Origin of the sequence: Saccharothrix sp. NRRL B-16348 (assembly GCF_001280085.1) — a bacterium.
GTDB lineage: Bacteria > Actinomycetota > Actinomycetes > Mycobacteriales > Pseudonocardiaceae > Actinosynnema.
In genome coordinates, this window is the sequence record NZ_LGED01000198.1 from 1 (window position 1) to 15,698 (window position 15,698).

The 15,698-nt window shown below is 72.2% G+C and carries 17 protein-coding genes; 1 reads left to right on the forward strand and 16 read right to left on the reverse strand.

The genetic code is table 11. From position 1 onward, the window contains the following. The 11 genes from ADK67_RS54715 to ADK67_RS20405 all read right to left on the reverse strand — a co-directional run. Positions 1-165, reverse strand: a 165-nt coding sequence (locus ADK67_RS54715; protein ID WP_157620642.1) for a helix-turn-helix domain-containing protein, incomplete at its 3' end; no start/stop codon positions are given. 207 nt (positions 166-372) lie between these two features. Next, complete coding sequence (locus tag ADK67_RS51055; protein ID WP_157620644.1) at positions 373-726, reverse strand: hypothetical protein; 354 nt, start codon at positions 724-726, stop codon at positions 373-375. A 341-nt stretch (positions 727-1,067) separates the two neighbouring features. Next, complete coding sequence (locus tag ADK67_RS20365; protein WP_053718046.1) at positions 1,068-1,577, reverse strand: sigma-70 family RNA polymerase sigma factor; 510 nt, start codon at positions 1,575-1,577, stop codon at positions 1,068-1,070. A gap of 15 nt (positions 1,578-1,592) precedes the next feature. Beyond that, positions 1,593-2,417: an enoyl-CoA hydratase/isomerase family protein gene (locus ADK67_RS20370; RefSeq protein WP_053718047.1), complete on the reverse strand. Its 825-nt coding sequence runs from the start codon at positions 2,415-2,417 to the stop codon at positions 1,593-1,595. A gap of 10 nt (positions 2,418-2,427) precedes the next feature. Next, positions 2,428-3,642: a hypothetical protein gene (locus ADK67_RS20375; protein ID WP_053718048.1), complete on the reverse strand. Its 1,215-nt coding sequence runs from the start codon at positions 3,640-3,642 to the stop codon at positions 2,428-2,430. Beyond that, positions 3,639-5,072 (reverse strand): amino acid adenylation domain-containing protein, encoded by a 1,434-nt coding sequence (locus ADK67_RS20380; RefSeq protein ID WP_231648280.1) that lies wholly within the window; start codon positions 5,070-5,072, stop codon positions 3,639-3,641. Before ADK67_RS20380 ends, ADK67_RS20375 begins: the two co-directional genes overlap by 4 nt. 329 nt (positions 5,073-5,401) lie before the next feature. Next, a complete protein-coding gene (locus tag ADK67_RS20385) occupies positions 5,402-6,262 on the reverse strand; it encodes an alpha/beta fold hydrolase (RefSeq protein WP_053718050.1) in 861 nt (286 codons plus the stop codon). Between the two features lie 91 nt (positions 6,263-6,353). Beyond that, positions 6,354-6,902 (reverse strand): HIT family protein, encoded by a 549-nt coding sequence (locus ADK67_RS20390; RefSeq protein ID WP_053718051.1) that lies wholly within the window; start codon positions 6,900-6,902, stop codon positions 6,354-6,356. Continuing rightward, on the reverse strand, positions 6,899-8,962 hold the full coding sequence (thrS, locus tag ADK67_RS20395) for a threonine--tRNA ligase (RefSeq protein WP_197289538.1): 2,064 nt from the start codon (positions 8,960-8,962) through the stop codon (positions 6,899-6,901). The genes ADK67_RS20390 and thrS overlap by 4 nt, the downstream gene beginning before the upstream one ends. A 121-nt stretch (positions 8,963-9,083) precedes the next feature. Then, positions 9,084-9,857 carry a Clp protease N-terminal domain-containing protein gene (locus ADK67_RS20400; protein WP_053718053.1) on the reverse strand — a complete coding sequence of 258 codons (774 nt, stop codon included), beginning with the start codon at positions 9,855-9,857 and terminating at the stop codon, positions 9,084-9,086. 3 nt (positions 9,858-9,860) lie between these two features. Next, on the reverse strand, positions 9,861-10,073 hold the full coding sequence (locus ADK67_RS20405) for an RNA polymerase subunit sigma-70 (protein WP_053718054.1): 213 nt from the start codon (positions 10,071-10,073) through the stop codon (positions 9,861-9,863). A gap of 144 nt (positions 10,074-10,217) precedes the next feature. Here ADK67_RS20405 and ADK67_RS20410 point away from each other — a divergent pair, with 144 nt between their 5' ends. Further along, a complete protein-coding gene (locus ADK67_RS20410; RefSeq protein ID WP_157620646.1) occupies positions 10,218-10,763 on the forward strand; it encodes a hypothetical protein in 546 nt (181 codons plus the stop codon). A 4-nt stretch (positions 10,764-10,767) separates the two neighbouring features. Here ADK67_RS20410 and ADK67_RS20415 read toward each other — a convergent pair whose 3' ends face one another. From ADK67_RS20415 to ADK67_RS20435, 5 genes are read right to left on the reverse strand one after another with little or no spacing between them, the layout of a single operon-like run. Then, positions 10,768-11,466 (reverse strand): FadR/GntR family transcriptional regulator, encoded by a 699-nt coding sequence (locus tag ADK67_RS20415; protein ID WP_053718147.1) that lies wholly within the window; start codon positions 11,464-11,466, stop codon positions 10,768-10,770. Beyond that, entirely contained in the window at positions 11,466-12,233 is a 768-nt protein-coding gene (locus tag ADK67_RS20420) for a 3-oxoacyl-ACP reductase (protein WP_053718056.1), read from the reverse strand. The genes ADK67_RS20415 and ADK67_RS20420 overlap by 1 nt, the downstream gene beginning before the upstream one ends. 11 nt (positions 12,234-12,244) lie before the next feature. Further along, complete coding sequence (locus ADK67_RS20425; RefSeq protein ID WP_053718057.1) at positions 12,245-13,603, reverse strand: aldehyde dehydrogenase family protein; 1,359 nt, start codon at positions 13,601-13,603, stop codon at positions 12,245-12,247. Then, on the reverse strand, positions 13,600-14,310 hold the full coding sequence (locus tag ADK67_RS20430; RefSeq protein WP_053718058.1) for a gamma-glutamyl-gamma-aminobutyrate hydrolase family protein: 711 nt from the start codon (positions 14,308-14,310) through the stop codon (positions 13,600-13,602). Before ADK67_RS20430 ends, ADK67_RS20425 begins: the two co-directional genes overlap by 4 nt. After that, complete coding sequence (locus ADK67_RS20435; protein WP_053718059.1) at positions 14,291-15,631, reverse strand: glutamine synthetase family protein; 1,341 nt, start codon at positions 15,629-15,631, stop codon at positions 14,291-14,293. The genes ADK67_RS20430 and ADK67_RS20435 overlap by 20 nt, the downstream gene beginning before the upstream one ends. Positions 15,632-15,698: the final 67 nt, after the last annotated feature.

Sequence of the window (15,698 nt, forward strand, 5' to 3'; positions counted from 1 at the left end):
CACGGACGGGAGGAGCATGCCGTTCTCGATCTTCGACAGCTTGGACTGGCTCATCCCGGTAGCGCGCGCCGTGGCCGTGCCGGTCATCTTGGCCTCGGTGCGCAGCCTTCGTAACTCGCGCGAGAGCCGTTCTCGGGCCAGCCGCGAACGCTCAGGTGCGGTCATGCAACGCACCGTATCGACGCGCACCCCTCTTGACGATCGGCCAGGAAGGTGTCTGCGGGCCCGCGGCCGGTCGCCCCGGGTGATCTGGCACACGTCGGCGGGCGTTTCGGGGAGCGCACGTGCATCCGGCCGTGCAGGTGCGCTTGCAGCAGGTCCGGGGCCTGCGGGTGATCGACGACGGGCGCCTCCGGCCGGTCCGCGGGCGGGTCAGAACTCGACGCGGAGCAGGACCAGGTCGTTCTGCACCAATCTGATCTCGACGCCGGTGATGTCGGACCGGCTCAGCCGAGTGGTCGCGGTCGGCCGGGTGGTCGAGCCGGGACCGGCCGTCCAGGTCGCGACCAGCACGGTGGCGCCGTCGGCCGCGACCACGTGCAGGGCGTAGGCGAACTCGGGCGTCGGCGGCCCGTCCGGCACGGCGTAGGAGCACAGCACGTCGATCCGGGTGCCCCACGGCTCGTCCACCAGCCGCACGCTGGCCGTCACGGGGCTGGGCAGGGTCTGGCGCATCACGACGTCGGGCTCGGGCGGTGGCTCGGTGGTCGAGGCGGTGGGGGGCACGGCGGGAGGGGCGGGGGTGGGGGGGGGCGGGGGAGGCGGGGGCGCCGGCCCCGGCCCCCACCCCCCCCCCCCCCCCCGTGCCCACCACCGCCTCGACCACCGAGCCACCGCCCGAGCCCGACGTCGTGATGCGCCAGACCCTGCCCAGCCCCGTGACGGCCAGCGTGCGGCTGGTGGAACCGCGGAGAGGATGCCGGGCACGCCCGCGAACGACGCGACGTCACCCGAGCACTCCGGGCACCCGGCTGCCAGGTGCCCCTCGAACTCCCGCCGTTCGCCGGGGGACAGCGAACCCAGGACGTACGCGGCGCCCCAGTCCCGGTACGGATCGACTGGCGAGCTCAACGTCCGGTGACCCCCTTCTCCTCCAGCGCCAGCCGCAGCGCCCGCAGACCGTAGTGCAGCCGGGACTTCACGGTTCCCTCCGGCAGGTCCAGCGCGACGGCCAGCTCGGCGACGGACTGTCCCATGTAATACGCGCGCACGATCACGGTGCGGTGCTCCGGCGTCAACTGGGTGAGCACGTCGGCCACCAACCAGGCGTCCAGCGCGGAGTCGCTGTGGTCGTCGCGCGGCCGTTCGGGCAGCCGTTCCGACCCGATCTCCCAGCGCGCGCGTGCGCTGCGGCGCTCGTCGATCACCACGTTGCGCGCCACCGTGTAGAGCCACGCCCGCGCCGCCGCCGCACCCTGGTCGAGCACCTTGGGGTTGCGCCACGCCCGCAGCAGCGCTTCCTGCACCACGTCGCGCGACAGCTCGTCGTCCCCGGTCAGCCGGCGCACGTACCGCCACAGGGCGGGCGCGTGCTCGTCGTGGAGGGAGCGCAGCAGGGCAATGTGACTGTCGTTGATCGCGCACCTCCTCGGCTAGTCGTGGAGCAGCGGTTCCCTGGTGTCGGCGGGCACGGTCGCACTGGGAAAGGCGGGCGGGCGCTTGGCGAGGAAGGCCGCCGTGCCCTCGCGCATGTCGTCGGTGGTGAACGCCTCCCGGAACGCGTCGAGCTCGAACTCCAGCCCGGCGGCGACGGTCGTGCCGTTCGAGGCGTTCACCGCGGCCTTGGCCAGCGACACCGCCGTGGCCGAGTTGCCCGCGATCCGGCCGAGCACCGCGCGTGCGGCGGCCAGCATCTCATCACGGTCGTCGAACACCGCGTTGACGAGGCCGAGCCGCGCCGCCTCCGCCGCGTCGACGTGCCTGCCGGTGTAGATCAGCTCCCGGGCGACCGCGGGTCCGACCAGGCGTTGGAGGCGGACGCAGCCGCCGAAGCCCGGGATGAGGCCGAGCACGACCTCCGGCTGGCCGAACACCGCGCGCCTGGTCGCGTAGGCGAAGTCGCACGCCAGCACCATCTCGCAGCCGCCGCCGAGGGCGTAGCCGTCCACGCACGCGACGACCGGGCACGGGACCTCCTCCAGCAGCCGGGTGACGCGTTGGCCGAGCATCCCGAACCGCTCGCCCTCGTCCGGCGTCATCGCGGCCATCTCGCGGATGTCCGCGCCCGCGATGAACGCCGGGCCGGGCGCTCCGGTGAGGACGATGCCGCGCGGCGCCCGACCGACGAGGACGCCGGACAGGAAGTCGTCGAGTTCGGACAGGACCCGGACGGACAGCGCGTTGCGCGCCGGTGGTCGGGACACGGTGACCGTCGTGACGCCGTCCTGTTCTTCGATGAGCAAGGTCGAGTAGTCCACGGAAGTCTCCTCACGAGTCCCAGATGGCGCCGAACGCGGGCACGCCCCGCGCTTCCAGCTCCTCCACCACGTGCCACGTCGTCTTCTTGTTCGAGATGCAGATCACGGCTTCGGCGTCGAACTCCCGGTGCGCGCGCAGCGCCAGTTCCACCAGGTCGGGCTTGCCGTCGCGGACGGTGTCCCAGACCAGGGCGTCCGGCTGCACGGCCTCGATCTCGTCCACCAGCTCGTCGCCGTAGGTGTCGCGCGGCGTGCGGGTGGACCACACCAGCCGCGACGGCGTCTCCCGCGACAGCAGGTGGGGCAGGCACGGCCCGATGCCGCTGCCGGTGGCCACCCACACCACGCGGGTGAACAGCTTGTCGATGTTGCCGACGCCGGCGGTCGGCACGCCCTTGACCCACAGGTGCGTCGGCAGGTCGTCGATCAGCGAGCCGGTCCAGTCGCCCGCGCGCGAGATGGTGAGCCGGAAGCCGGGTTGGCCGGGCGTCGGCACGTTGGCGAACGAGTGCCACTCCAGCAGCGGGTGGCGGCTCACCGCGGTCGAGGAGCCGGCGAACGGCGTCACGCCGTAGTCGAACGACACCAGCGCGACGTGCCGCGACGGGCGGGAGATCCGCACCGGCACGCGACGCAGCCGCGCCCACGGCAGCACGACGCTCGCCACGATCAGCAGGAGCAGCCAGAACTGGGCCGAGCCGAGGAATCCGGGCTGCCGGGCCGAGTGCGCGGCGAACAGGGCGAGCACGGTCCAGCCCGCGAAGCGGTGCACGCGCTCGAACACGTCGTGCCGGCGTGCGCGCAGGCCGGGCAGGGCGAAGACCACCATCCCGACCATCAGGGCGAGGATCGTCCACGTCAGCGGGTCGTTGAGGACCACGGCGAGGACGGTGAACCACGCGGTGGCGCTGAGCGCGGCGCCGACGTGCAGGCCGCCGAAGTGGTAGACCTTGCCCAACGTCCAGCGGATCCGCAGCGGCCACGTCGTCGGCGCGCTCGTGGCGAGCCGGAACAGCAGGTTGATCACGTGCTGCTGGCGGATCAGGACGGCCAGGGCGACGTTCGCGACGACCAGGTTCGCGAGGTCGTGCGCGTCGTCCACACCGAACGCCGCGATGACGTTGGCCAGGACGACGAGGGCGGCGAGCCGGTTGTGGTGGGTGAACGGGCGCTTCCGGAGCCTCAGCCCCAGCGCCGACGGTGTGTCGCTGCGCGTGGTGGTCATGCGACCGTCACCAGCGACGAGAGCGCGGCCCGGTCCACTTTGCCGCGTGCGGTCAGCGGCAGGTCGTCCACCGCGACGACCAGTGACGGCACGCAGTAGTAGGGCAGCGCGTGCGCCACCGCGTCCGTGGCCGCCTGTGGGTCGACGGTGGCGGGGCTGACGAACCCGACGAGCCTGCCGTCGTGCAGGACGGTGGTCGCGCGGACGCAGCCGGGGGTCGTCTCCAAGGCGGAGGTGACCGCGTCCAGCTCGACCCGGAAGCCCCGGACCTTGACCAGGTCGTCGGTGCGGCCGTGGTGCTCCAACTCGCCGTCCGGCGTCCAGCGGCCCAGGTCGCGGGTGCGGAACATCAGGTGGTCGCCGCCGAGGAACGGGTCGGGGCGGTAGCGCTGGGCGGTCAGCACGTCGTTGCCGAGGTAGCCCGCCGTGACGCAGGCGCCGCCCGCCCACATCTCGCCGACCTCGCCGATCCGGCACGGCCGCAGGTCCTGGTCGAGCACGTAGACCGTGGTGTTGGGGACCGGACGGCCGATGGTGAGCCGGCCCGTGCGCGGGTCGTAGCGCTGGATCGTGTTGACGATCGTGACCTCCGTCGGACCGCAGGCGTTGTGGAACGCGGCGCGGGCGGACCAGGCGTCGGCCAGGGGTTTGGGGCAGTGCTCTCCGGCCACGGCGACCACTCGCACGTCGGGGCACTCTGCCGGGTCCACTGTGGACAGGACGCCTGGGGTGGCGATGAGGACAGTCGAGGTCTTGGCCGTCTTCCCGATGTCCCGGCCGCGGATGACGGACGTGGCGCCGTGCGCGAGCGCGCCGAAGAGCTCCCACACCGCCATGTCGAACGCGATGTTGAGCAGCTGCGCGACCCGGTCGCCCGGTCGGATGCCCAGGTCGCCGGGTGCGGTGAGCAGGACGTTGCACAGGTTCGCGTGGGTGACGCGGACGCCGTTGGGCACGCCGGTCGTGCCGGAGGTGAAGATGACGACGGCGGTGTCGCCGTGTTCCGCCCGCGGTGGGTCGACGCGGCGGTCCGGGAGGGTGTCGAGGGCGAGCACCTTCGGCGCGGCGAGGTCGCGGGTCTGCGGGAGGTGCTCGCGGGTGGTCAGGACGACGTCGATGTCGGCGGTGCGGATGATGTGGTCGAGGTGGGGCTTCGGGGTGATCCGGACGTCCTGCGGCACGTAGGCCGCGCCGACCTTCAGCACGGCGAGGATGCCGACGACGAGGTGGATCGAACGCGTTAAGAAGACGCCGACGTGATCGCCCGGGCGCACGCCGGCGGCGAGGAGTTCGGCGGCGACCACGTTCGCGCGGTGGTCCAGCTCGCCGTACGTCACGCAGGCGCCTTCGTGCTCGACCGCCCGCGCGTGCGGCGACCGTGCCGCGTGGGCCTCGAAGGCGTGGTGTATCCGGTGGAACGGTGGTGTCACGCTCGGTCCGCGGCCGAATCGCCGGAACAGGGAGCGGTCGTCCGGAGGAAGTCCTCGCACAGCGTCGGGCTCGGTCGTGGCCGTCACAGGTCGTGCACCTCTCGTCAGCCGGGCGTGGTCACCCGGACTGAACGAGACAGCCCCACCGTCCGTTCAAGCCGAACGCGAAAAAAGTTGAACTTTCCCCAACCCGCGTGTCGAACGCTCAGGCTCGGCGTGTCGAACGCTCGGCACCGGCGTGTCGAACGCTCAGGACGCGCGTGTCGGACACTCAGGACATTCGAGTCGAACGCTCGGGGTGGGACAGTCGAACGAGCCGGTCGTCGGCGTCACCCGGCTGAGACGGGCGGGTGGACCCGGTCCAGGAAGTCCCGCGCCAGGGTGACGACCTCGTCCAGGTTCGTCTCCAGCGCCCAGTGCCCGCCGTCGAGCAGGTGCAACTCGGCGTCCGGCAGGTCGCGGAGGTAGGCCCGCGCGGCGCCCTCCGGCATGTAGCCGTCGTGCGGGCCCCACGCGATCAGCGTCGGCGGCCGGTGCTCGCGCAGGTACGCCTGCTGCCGTTCGAACCAGTCGATCGTGCTCGACTGGTCGGCCAGCAGGTGGACCAGGTTCCGCCGTCGCTCGGGCGTGCCCAGCAGCGCCCAGGACAACGTCCAGAGGTCCGGGCCGACCCGGTCGACCAGCCTCTCGGGGAGCTCGCCGACGAACTCGTCGCGGAAGCCGTCCGCGCTGACCGCGGCGTACAGCCGGGACGTCCCCTCCTCCGTCGGGTCGGCCCAGTACTCCTTGAGCGGCCGGTACTTCGGGCCGTGCTGGTCCTCGTAGATGTCACCGTTCTGGATGATCAGGGCGGTGACCCGCTCGGGCGCGTGCATGGCCAGCCGCAGCCCGAACTGGGAGCCGTAGTCGTGCAGGTAGAGGGCGTACCGGGTGAGGCCGGCCGCGTCGGCGAACCGCTGGAGGAACTCGGCGTACCCGTCGAAGGTGTAGGAGAAGCGCGTCCGGTCCGGCGTGCCGCTGTACCCGAACCCGGGGTAGTCCGGCGCGATCAGCCGCCACCGGTCGCCGAGCGCGGCCATGAAGTTGCGGTACTGGAACGACGAGCAGGGGTAACCGTGGGGCAGCAGCACCACCGGGGCGTCCGGTGGCCCTGCCTCGCGGTAGAAGATGGCGGTCCCGTCGACCTCCATCGTCCGATGGGCGACCGGGGCGGGCGTGTGGGGTGAAGTCACCCTTGTCCCGTTGCACGGGACGGTCCCGGGTAAACCTCACCCGTCCGGGTCAGTCGGTGGCCGACCAGGCGTCGGACAGGAGTTGCCTGGTCTCGCCGAGCAGTTGCGGCAGGACCTTGGTGTGGCCGATCACCGGCATGAAGTTCGCGTCGCCGCCCCAGCGCGGCACCACGTGCTGGTGCAGGTGGGCCGCGATGCCCGCGCCGGCGACCACGCCCTGGTTCATGCCGACGTTGAACCCGTGCGGACCGGCGGCGGAGCGGATCACCCGCATCGCCTTCTGGGTGAACGCGGCGAACTCCGCCGTCTCTGCCACGGTCAGGTCGGTGTAGTCGGGCACGTGCCGGTACGGCAGCACCATCAGGTGACCGGGGTTGTACGGGTACAGGTTGAGCACCGCGAACACCAGCTCGCCGCGCGCCAGGATCAGGCCCTCGGCGTCGTCCAGCCCGATCACCCGGCAGAACGGGCACCCCTCGGGCTCGTCGCCGACGGCCTTGCCCTCACCGCGCACGTACGAGAGGCGGTGCGGGGTCCACAACCGCTGCAACGCGTCGTCGACCCCGACCCCGTCCTGCTCCTCGTACCGGTCCGTCACTGGACGAGTTCCGCCGTGGGCGACGCGTTCTCCCGCCGCGCCACCCAGTCCACGACCGTCTCGACGGCACGCTCGACCGGCACGCCGTTGATCTGGGTGCCGTCGCGGAACCGGAACGACACCGCGCCCTGCTCCACGTCCTTGCCGCCCGCGAGCAGCATGAACGGCACCTTCTGCGTGGTGTGGTTGCGGATCTTCTTCTGCATCCGGTCGTCGGAGGCGTCCACCTCGACCCGGATGCCCTTCGCCTTGAGCTGCCCGGCGACCGCCAGCAGGTGGTCGACGTGCTCGTCCGCGATCGGGATGCCCACCACCTGCACGGGCGCCAGCCACGCCGGGAACGCGCCCGCGTAGTGCTCGGTCAGCACGCCGAAGAACCGCTCGACCGAGCCGAACAGCGCGCGGTGGATCATGACCGGCCGCTGCCGGTTGCCGTCCGGGCCGGTGTACTCCAGCTCGAACCGCTCCGGCAGGTTGAAGTCCACCTGGATGGTCGACATCTGCCAGGTGCGACCCAGCGCGTCCTTGGCCTGCACGGAGATCTTCGGCCCGTAGAACGCCGCGCCGCCCGGGTCGGGCACCAGCTCCAGGCCGGAGTCCTCGGCCGCGACGCGCAGCGCCTCGGTCGCCTTCTCCCAGACCTCGTCGGAGCCGACGGACTTCTCCGGGTTGCGGGTCGACAGCTCCAGGTAGAAGTCGTCGAGGCCGTAGTCGCGCAGGAGGCCGAGCACGAAGGACAGCAGCGACTTCAGCTCGTCCTGCACCTGGTCGGGGGTGCAGAAGATGTGCGCGTCGTCCTGCGTCATGCCGCGCACGCGGGTCAGGCCGTGGATCACGCCGGACTTCTCGTACCGGTAGACGCCGCCGAACTCGAACATGCGCAGCGGCAGCTCGCGGTAGGACCGCCCGCGCGACTTGAAGATCAGGTCGTGGAACGGGCAGTTCATCGGCTTGAGGTAGTAGTCCTGGCCGGGCTTGCGCAGCTTGCCGTCGTCGTCGTACTCGGCGTCGAGGTGCATCGCCGGGTACATGCCGTCCTTGTACCAGTCGAGGTGACCGGACGTCTCGAACAGGTTGCCCTTGGTGATGTGCGGCGAGTAGACGAACTCGTAGCCCTCTTCGGTGTGCCGGGCGCGCGAGTAGTCCTCCATGGCCTTGCGGATGATCCCGCCGCGCGGGTGGAACACCGCCAGGCCGGAGCCGATCTCGTCCGGGAAGCTGAACAGGTCCAGCTCGACGCCCAGCTTGCGGTGGTCGCGGCGCTCGGCCTCGGCCAGCAGCTCCAGGTGCGCGTCCAGCGCCTCCTGCGACTCCCACGCCGTGCCGTAGATGCGCTGCAGCTGCGGGTTCTTCTCGTTGCCGCGCCAGTACGCGGCGGCGACGCGGGTCAGCTTGAACGCCGGGATGTGCTTGGTCGTCGGCACGTGCGGGCCGCGGCACAGGTCGCCCCACACGCGGTCGCCGGACCGCGGGTCGAGGTTGTCGTAGATCGTCAGCTCGCCGCCGCCGACCTCCATGATCTCCGACGAGTCGACGGCGGTGTCGGACGATCCGGCTTTGACGTCCACCAGTTCGAGCTTGAACGGCTCGGCGGCCAGCTCGGACTTGGCCGCGTCGACCGACTCGACCACCCGGCGGTTGAACCGCTGCGCGCCCTTGATGATCGCCTTCATGCGCTTCTCCAGCGCCTGGAGGTCTTCGGGCGTGAACGGCTTGTCGACCCGGAAGTCGTAGTAGAAGCCGTCCTTGACCGGCGGGCCGATGCCCAGCTTGGCCTCGGGGAACTGCTGCTGCACGGCCTGCGCCAGCACGTGGGCGGCGGAGTGCCGGATGACGCTGCGGCCGGCCTCGGTGTCGGCGGCGACGGCCTCCACCTCGACGTCGACCTGCGGAACCCAGGACAGGTCGCGGAGGTGGCCCTCGGGGTCGCGCACGACCACGACGGCGTCCGGACCCTTGCCCGGGAGTCCCGCTTCACGCACCGCCGTCCCCGCGGTGGTCCCCGCCGTCACCACCACGCGCGGTGGGAGTTGGGCGGCTGCGGGACGTGGCTGGGACACGGTGACTCCTCGGTGTGCGTCGGTCCTTTGCCCGAGATGTTATCGGTGCTCACCGAGTCGATTTCCGGCGCACCGGGTCGGCCGCCCCCGTTTCCCGCGGATCACCCGGTCGGGTGGGCGGTCAGCCGCGGATCAGGGCGGGCAGCGCGTCGGCCGAGGTCACGGCACGTCCGGTGGTGCGCTGGTAGCGGCGGACGAGGTCGCGGTGGCGCACGCGGTGGCCGAGCGCGCGTTCGACGGTGAGCAGCGGGTTGCGGCGCGGGGGCGGGAAGGTCTCGGCCAGGTCGGCGAGCAGGGCCTCGCGGTCGACGTGGGCGGTCTTGAGGACCCACGCCACGCCGGGGTCCAGGGCGGTGAGGGCGAGGGCCAGGTGTTCGGGGCGGTGCTCGCGCTCGCGGCGGGCGAGGGCGAGGCGCAGCGACGCCGAGTAGGCCGCCTGGGCGTCCAGGCCGAGCGGCGGGGTGAGGCGGGCGCAGCGCCGACGTGCTTTCGCCGCGCCGAACGGGAGCAGCGGCTCACGGCCGGGCGGCCGGTCCAGCGCGGGCGCGCTGCGGCCGAGGAGGCGGTCGAGGTCGACGCCGATCGGGGCGAGGACGGCACGGTCCGCCGCACCGCCCGCGCCGAGTGGGGCCGCGAGGTGGGCGGCGTCCCGGATCGCGGTCGGGGTCGCGCCGTGGCGGCGGAGGACGTCGGCGGCGGTCGGGCGGGCCGGCGGAGCGCTCGCCGTGTTTTCGCCGGTGGACGGGCCGCCGGTGACCGTTCGGTCGGCGAGCGGGCCAGCGGCGAGGGCGGCCAGCAGGTGCTCGCTGCCGGTGCGCGGGTGGCCCAGGTCCAGTGCCAGCGCGAGCGCGCGGCCGATGGTGCGGTTCAGGTCGGGGTGGTCGCCTCGGAACACCGGTCAGTCCTCTCGGCCGTACTTGCGGTGGACGGTCTGCTTGGTCACGCCGAGGCGGGTGGCGATGTCGCGCCACGAACAGCCGGCTCGGCGGGCGGCGGCGACGTGTTCGGCTTCCAGTTGTTCGACGAGGCGGCGCAGGCGGGCCACGGCGCGCAGCCCGGCGTCCGGGTCGGCGCCGTGCGCGGCCGGGTCGAGATCGGCGATCGCAGCCATGTCGTCAACATATGCTGACGATCGGACGGCGTCAACACATGCTGACGGCACGGTTCACAGCCGGCGGACAGCCGGCCATCAGGATCTCCTCAGGTCGAACGCGCACCATGGCGGACAACAGCACGGGAGAGCAGGAGTTCCGCCATGTCAGACCCGAACCAGCCACCACGCGCCACCCCAGGCCCCGACCCCGCGGCGGACCGGACTCCCACCGACGCCACCACGCCGATGGCCACCCCCGCCCCGAACCCTGCCAATCCGGACCCGCCCGAGACCCCGACCGCACCCGGCACCCAATCCGGTGCTCCCGGCACTCCCGCCGGCGAGCAAGCGTCCGCCCAGGCCACCGCCGCCGGCGAACCGGCTGCTGCCGCCCAACCCGCACCTGGCGCGCCCCACCCTGGCTACTACCCGCCACCGCCCGGCAAGGGCGCGGCGGTCGGCCGGGTCGTCAAGCACCGCGCCACCCAACTCGTCGCCGTCGGCCTGCTCGGACTCGTCCTCGGCGGCGGGATCGTGGCGTTGGCCGACCGCGACCACCACCACCGCTACGGCGTCGGCCCCGACCGGCACGGGCACTCGCGGTTCGACGAGCGAGGCGAGCGAGGCGAACGCGGCGACCGGGGCCCGTGGGGCGAGCGCGGCGAACGTGGCCCCGAGCGGGTGCCGGGACGCGACTTCGAGCGCTGACCCCTCAGGACAGGAAGCCGCGCAGCAGCAGGGCCGTGCCGTCCAGGTGCTCGGCCATCGCCCGCCGCGCGGCGTCCGGGTCGCCCGCCAGGATGTGGGTCACGATCACCTGGTGCTGGTCGTTCGAGTGCGCCAGGTTCGGCGGCAGCAGCGGTATCCGGTCGAGCAGCGCGTTCACCCTGGTCCGGGCGTCGGCGACGGCCGCGGTGAGCGACGGCGAGCCGGTCGCCTCGGCGATCGCCAGGTGCAGCCGCGAGTCCTTGCGCCGGTAGGAGTCCACCGAAGCGTCACGGCACTCGGTCAGCCGGGCGAGCAGGTTGCGCCGCTCCACCGGGCTCAGCGCGCGACCCGCCGCGCACTCCGCCGCGCCCGTCTCCACCGCCGCGCGCAACGTCAACGCGTCCGCCAGCTCACCGGGGTCGACGCGGCGTTCCGGCGCGGCCACCGGCAACGGCGAGTTCACGAACGTCCCGCCGTACCGGCCGCGCCGCGACTCGACGTACCCGGCGTCCTGCAGTGACCGGATCGCCTCCCGCAGTGTCACCCGGCTGACACCCAACCGGGCCGCCAGGTCACGCTCCGCAGGCAGCCTCTCCCCCGGCCCTACCACGCCGAGCCGGATCGCCTGCATGAGCCGCTCCACCGTCTCCTCGAACGCGTTGCCCGCCCGCACGGGGCGGAACAACGCGTCCTGCAACGGCATCACAGCGGTGTCACGTAGGCACCGGCGATACCGCCGTCCACCAGGAAGTTCGACGCGGTCATGAACGACGAGTCGTCACTGGCCAGGAAGGCCACCGCCGCCGCGATCTCCTCCGGCTCGGCGAACCGGCCCAACGGCACGTGCACCAACCGCCGCGCGGCCCGCTCCGGGTCCTTCGCGAACAGCTCCCGCAGCAACGGCGTGTTCACCGGTCCGGGCGACAGGGCGTTCACCCGCACGCCCTGCCGGGCGAACTGCACGCCCAGCTCGCGGCTCATCGCCAGCACGCCGCCCTTGGACGCCGTGTAGGAGATCTGGGACGTCGCCGCGCCCATCGTCGCCACGAACGACGCCGTGTTGATCACCGAACCGCGCCCCTGCGAGAGCATGTGCGGGATCGCGTGCTTGCAGCACAGGTACACCGACGTCAGGTTGACCTTCTGCACCCGCTCCCACGCCTCGATGCCCGTGGTCAGGATGGAGTCGTCGTCCGGCGGCGAGATCCCGGCGTTGTTGAACGCGACGTCGACCGAGCCGTAGGTGTCCACAGTGGTTTGGTACAGCGCCGACACCTGTTCCTCGTCGGTCACGTCGACCTGGACGAACAGCCCGCCGACCTCGTCGGCCGCCGCCTTGCCGGACTCCGCGTCCACGTCCGCGACGACGACCTTCGCCCCCTCGGACGCCAGCCGCCGCACCGAGGCCAGACCGATGCCGCTGCCACCGCCGGTGACCACGGCAACCCGGCCCTCAAGTCGCTGAACCATGTCTCTCCCAATCAGTGAGCGATGAAGACGTTCTTGGTCTCGGTGAACGAGTCGAGGGCGTCCGGCCCCAGCTCACGTCCCAGCCCGGACTGCTTGAACCCGCCGAACGGGGTCCAGTACCGCACCGACGAGTGCGAGTTGACCGACAGGTTCCCCGCCTCGACGGCGCGCGACACGCGCAGCGCCCGCCCCACGTCCCGGGTCCAGATCGACCCGGACAGGCCGTACGCGCTGTCGTTGGCCAACCGCACCGCGTCCTCCTCGTCGGTGAACGGCAGCACGGCCACCACCGGCCCGAAGATCTCCTCCACGGCCGCGCGGTCACCGGGGGCGACGGGCGCCAGCACGGTCGGCGGGAACCAGAAGCCCGCGCCCGACGGCGCCGAACCCCGGAACGCCACCGGTGCGTCGGACGGCACGTAGGACGCGACCTTCTCCCGGTGCGCGGCCGAGATCAACGGCCCCATCTCGCTGGCCTCGTCGCCGGGCGCGCCGACCACCACGCCCTTGACCGCGGGCTCCAGCAGCTCCATGAACCGGTCGTAGACCGACGCCTGCACCAGGATCCGGGACCGCGCGCAGCAGTCCTGGCCCGCGTTGTCGAACACCCCGTACGGCGCGGTGGCGGCGGCGCGCTCCAGGTCCGCGTCGGCGAACACGACGTTGGCCGACTTGCCGCCCAGCTCCAGCGTCACCCGCTTCACCTGGTCCGCGCAGCCGGCCATGATCTGCTTGCCGACCCGCGTCGACCCGGTGAACACGACCTTGCGCACGTCCGGGTGCGTGACGAACCGCTGCCCCACCACCGGTCCGGCGCCAGGCACCACCTGGAACACGTCCGGCGGCAACCCGGCCTCCAACGCCAGCGAGGCCAACCGCAGTGCCGTCAGCGGCGTCAGCTCGGCGGGCTTGAGCACCACCGTGTTCCCCGCCGCCAGCGCGGGCGCGAAGCCCCACACCGCGATCGGCATCGGGAAGTTCCACGGCACGATCACGCCGACCACGCCGAGCGGCTCGTGGAAGGTCACGTTCAGCCCGCCGGGCACCGGGATCTGCTTGCCGAACAACCGTTCCGGCGCGGCCGAGTAGTAGTGCAGCACGTCGCGGACGTTCCCGGCCTCCCACCGCGCGTTGCCGATGGTGTGGCCGGCGTTGAGCACCTCCAGCGCCGCCAGCTCCTCCACCGCGCCGTCGACCGCCTCGGCGAACCGCCGCAGCAGCCGGGCCCGGTCTCCCGGCGCCACCGCGCGCCACGCGGGCAACGCCGCCGCCGCGCGGGCGATGGCCGCGTCGGTCTCCTCCAGCGTCGCCAGCGGCACCGAGCGGACCACCTCCTCGGTGGCCGGGTTGATGACGTCGAACGTGGTCACTTCACTCCTCTGTCCTGAACGGCGCCGACGAGTGCGGCGAACAAGCGGTCGTCCTCGGTGTCGGCCTCCGGGTGCGACTGCACGCCGAGCACGAACCGCGAGCCCGGCAGCTCCACCGCCTCCACGGTGCCGTCCGGCGCGCCCGCGACCACGCGCAGGCCGTCGCCGAGGACGTCCAACGCCTGGTGGTGGTGGCAGAACACGGTGGTGGCGAGGCCGACGATGCCGGCGAGCGCCGAACCGGGCGCGACCGCGATCCCGGTGTGCTCGTACACGGCGGGCGCCGGGTTGTGCCCGTCGACGTGCTGGACCAGCGTGCCGCCCAGCGCCACGTTGAGCACCTGCATGCCGCGGCACACCGCGAGCAGCGGCAGGTCCAGCTTCAACGCCGCGCGCGCCAGGCTCAGCTCGACCGCGTCCCGCTCGGGCCGCGCCGGTCCCGTGCGCGGGTCGCGTGGCCTCCCGTACAACGCCGGGTCGACGTCCGCGCCGCCCGCCAGCACCAGGCCGTCGAGGAACGCGACGCTGTCCGCGTCCCACGTGCCGACCGGCGGCAGCAGCACGGGGTTGCCGCCCGCGCGCACCACCGAGTCGAGGTAGTCGCGGTGCAGCACGGCCGCCTCCACGTCCCAGACGCCGAACTTCGCGCGTTCGAGGTACGTGCTCACGCCGATCAACGGCCGTGCCCTAGAGCCGTTCGAAACCACGGATCCGCTCCCAGTCCGTCACCGACTTCTCGAACGCGGCCAGCTCCACCCGGGCCGCGTTCAGGTAGTGCTCGACCACGTCCGCCCCGAACGCGTCACGCGCGAGTTCGCTCTTGGCCAGCAGGGACGCGGCGTCGCGCAGCGTGCCGGGCACGGTCGGCTTGTCGGAGGCGTAGGCGTTGCCCGTGAACTCCTCCTCCAGCGGCAGCTCGTTCTCCACGCCGTGCAGACCGGCCGCGATCAGCGCGGCGACGGCCAGGTACGGGTTCACGTCCGCGCCGGGCACCCGGTTCTCGAACCGCAGCGACTGGCCGTGCCCGACGACCCGCAGCGCGCACGTCCGGTTGTCCTTGCCCCACGCCACCGCGGTCGGCGCGAAGCTGCCCGGCGCGAACCGCTTGTAGGAGTTGATGTTCGGGGCGAGGAAGTAGGTCAGCTCGCGCAGGGCCGCCAGCTGCCCCGCCATGAAGTGCTCCATGAGCTTGGACCTGCCGCGCCCCTCGGCGAACACCGGCTCGCCGTCGGCCGACCGCAGGCTCAGGTGGATGTGGCAGGAGCTGCCCTCGCGCTCGTTGTACTTGGCCATGAACGTCAGCGCCTTGCCCTGCTGCGCCGCGATCTCCTTGGCCCCGGTCTTGTAGATGCTGTGGTTGTCGCAGGTCGCGAGCGCCTCGGTGTAGCGGAACGCGATCTCGTGCTGACCGGGGTTGCACTCGCCCTTGGCCGACTCGACCACCATGCCCGCGCCCGCCATGTGGTTGCGGATGGCGCGCAGCAGCGGTTCGACGCGGGCGGTGCCCAGCAGCGAGTAGTCCACGTTGTACTGGTTCGCCGGGGTGAGGTCGCGGTAACCGCGGTTCCACGCGTCCTCGTAGGTGTTGTCGAAGACGATGAACTCCAGCTCCGTGCCCACGAACGCGCGCAGGCCGCGTTCGGCGAGCCGGTCGAGCTGGCGCTTGAGGATCTGGCGCGGCGAGGCGACCACCGGTCCGCCGTCCTCCCAGACGAGGTCGCACATGACCAGCGCGGTGCCCTCGTGCCACGGCACGCGGCGCAGCGTGGCCAGGTCGGGCTTCATCACGAAGTCGCCGTAGCCGCTGTCCCACGACGACATGGCGTAGCCCTCGACGGTGTTCATCTCCACGTCGACGGCCAGCAGGTAGTTGCAGCCCTCGGCGGAGTGCGGCAGGACCTCGTCGACGAAGTAGCGGGCGGCGCAGCGCTTGCCCTGGAGGCGGCCCTGCATGTCGACCACGGCGACCAGCACCGTGTCGATCTCCCCGGCGTCCACGAGCACGCGCAACTCCTCCACGGCGAGCATCCGCAGTACCTCCAAAGGTATGTCAGCGAGCCATTGGACGCCTCATCTTGACACCTTCGAGTGAAGG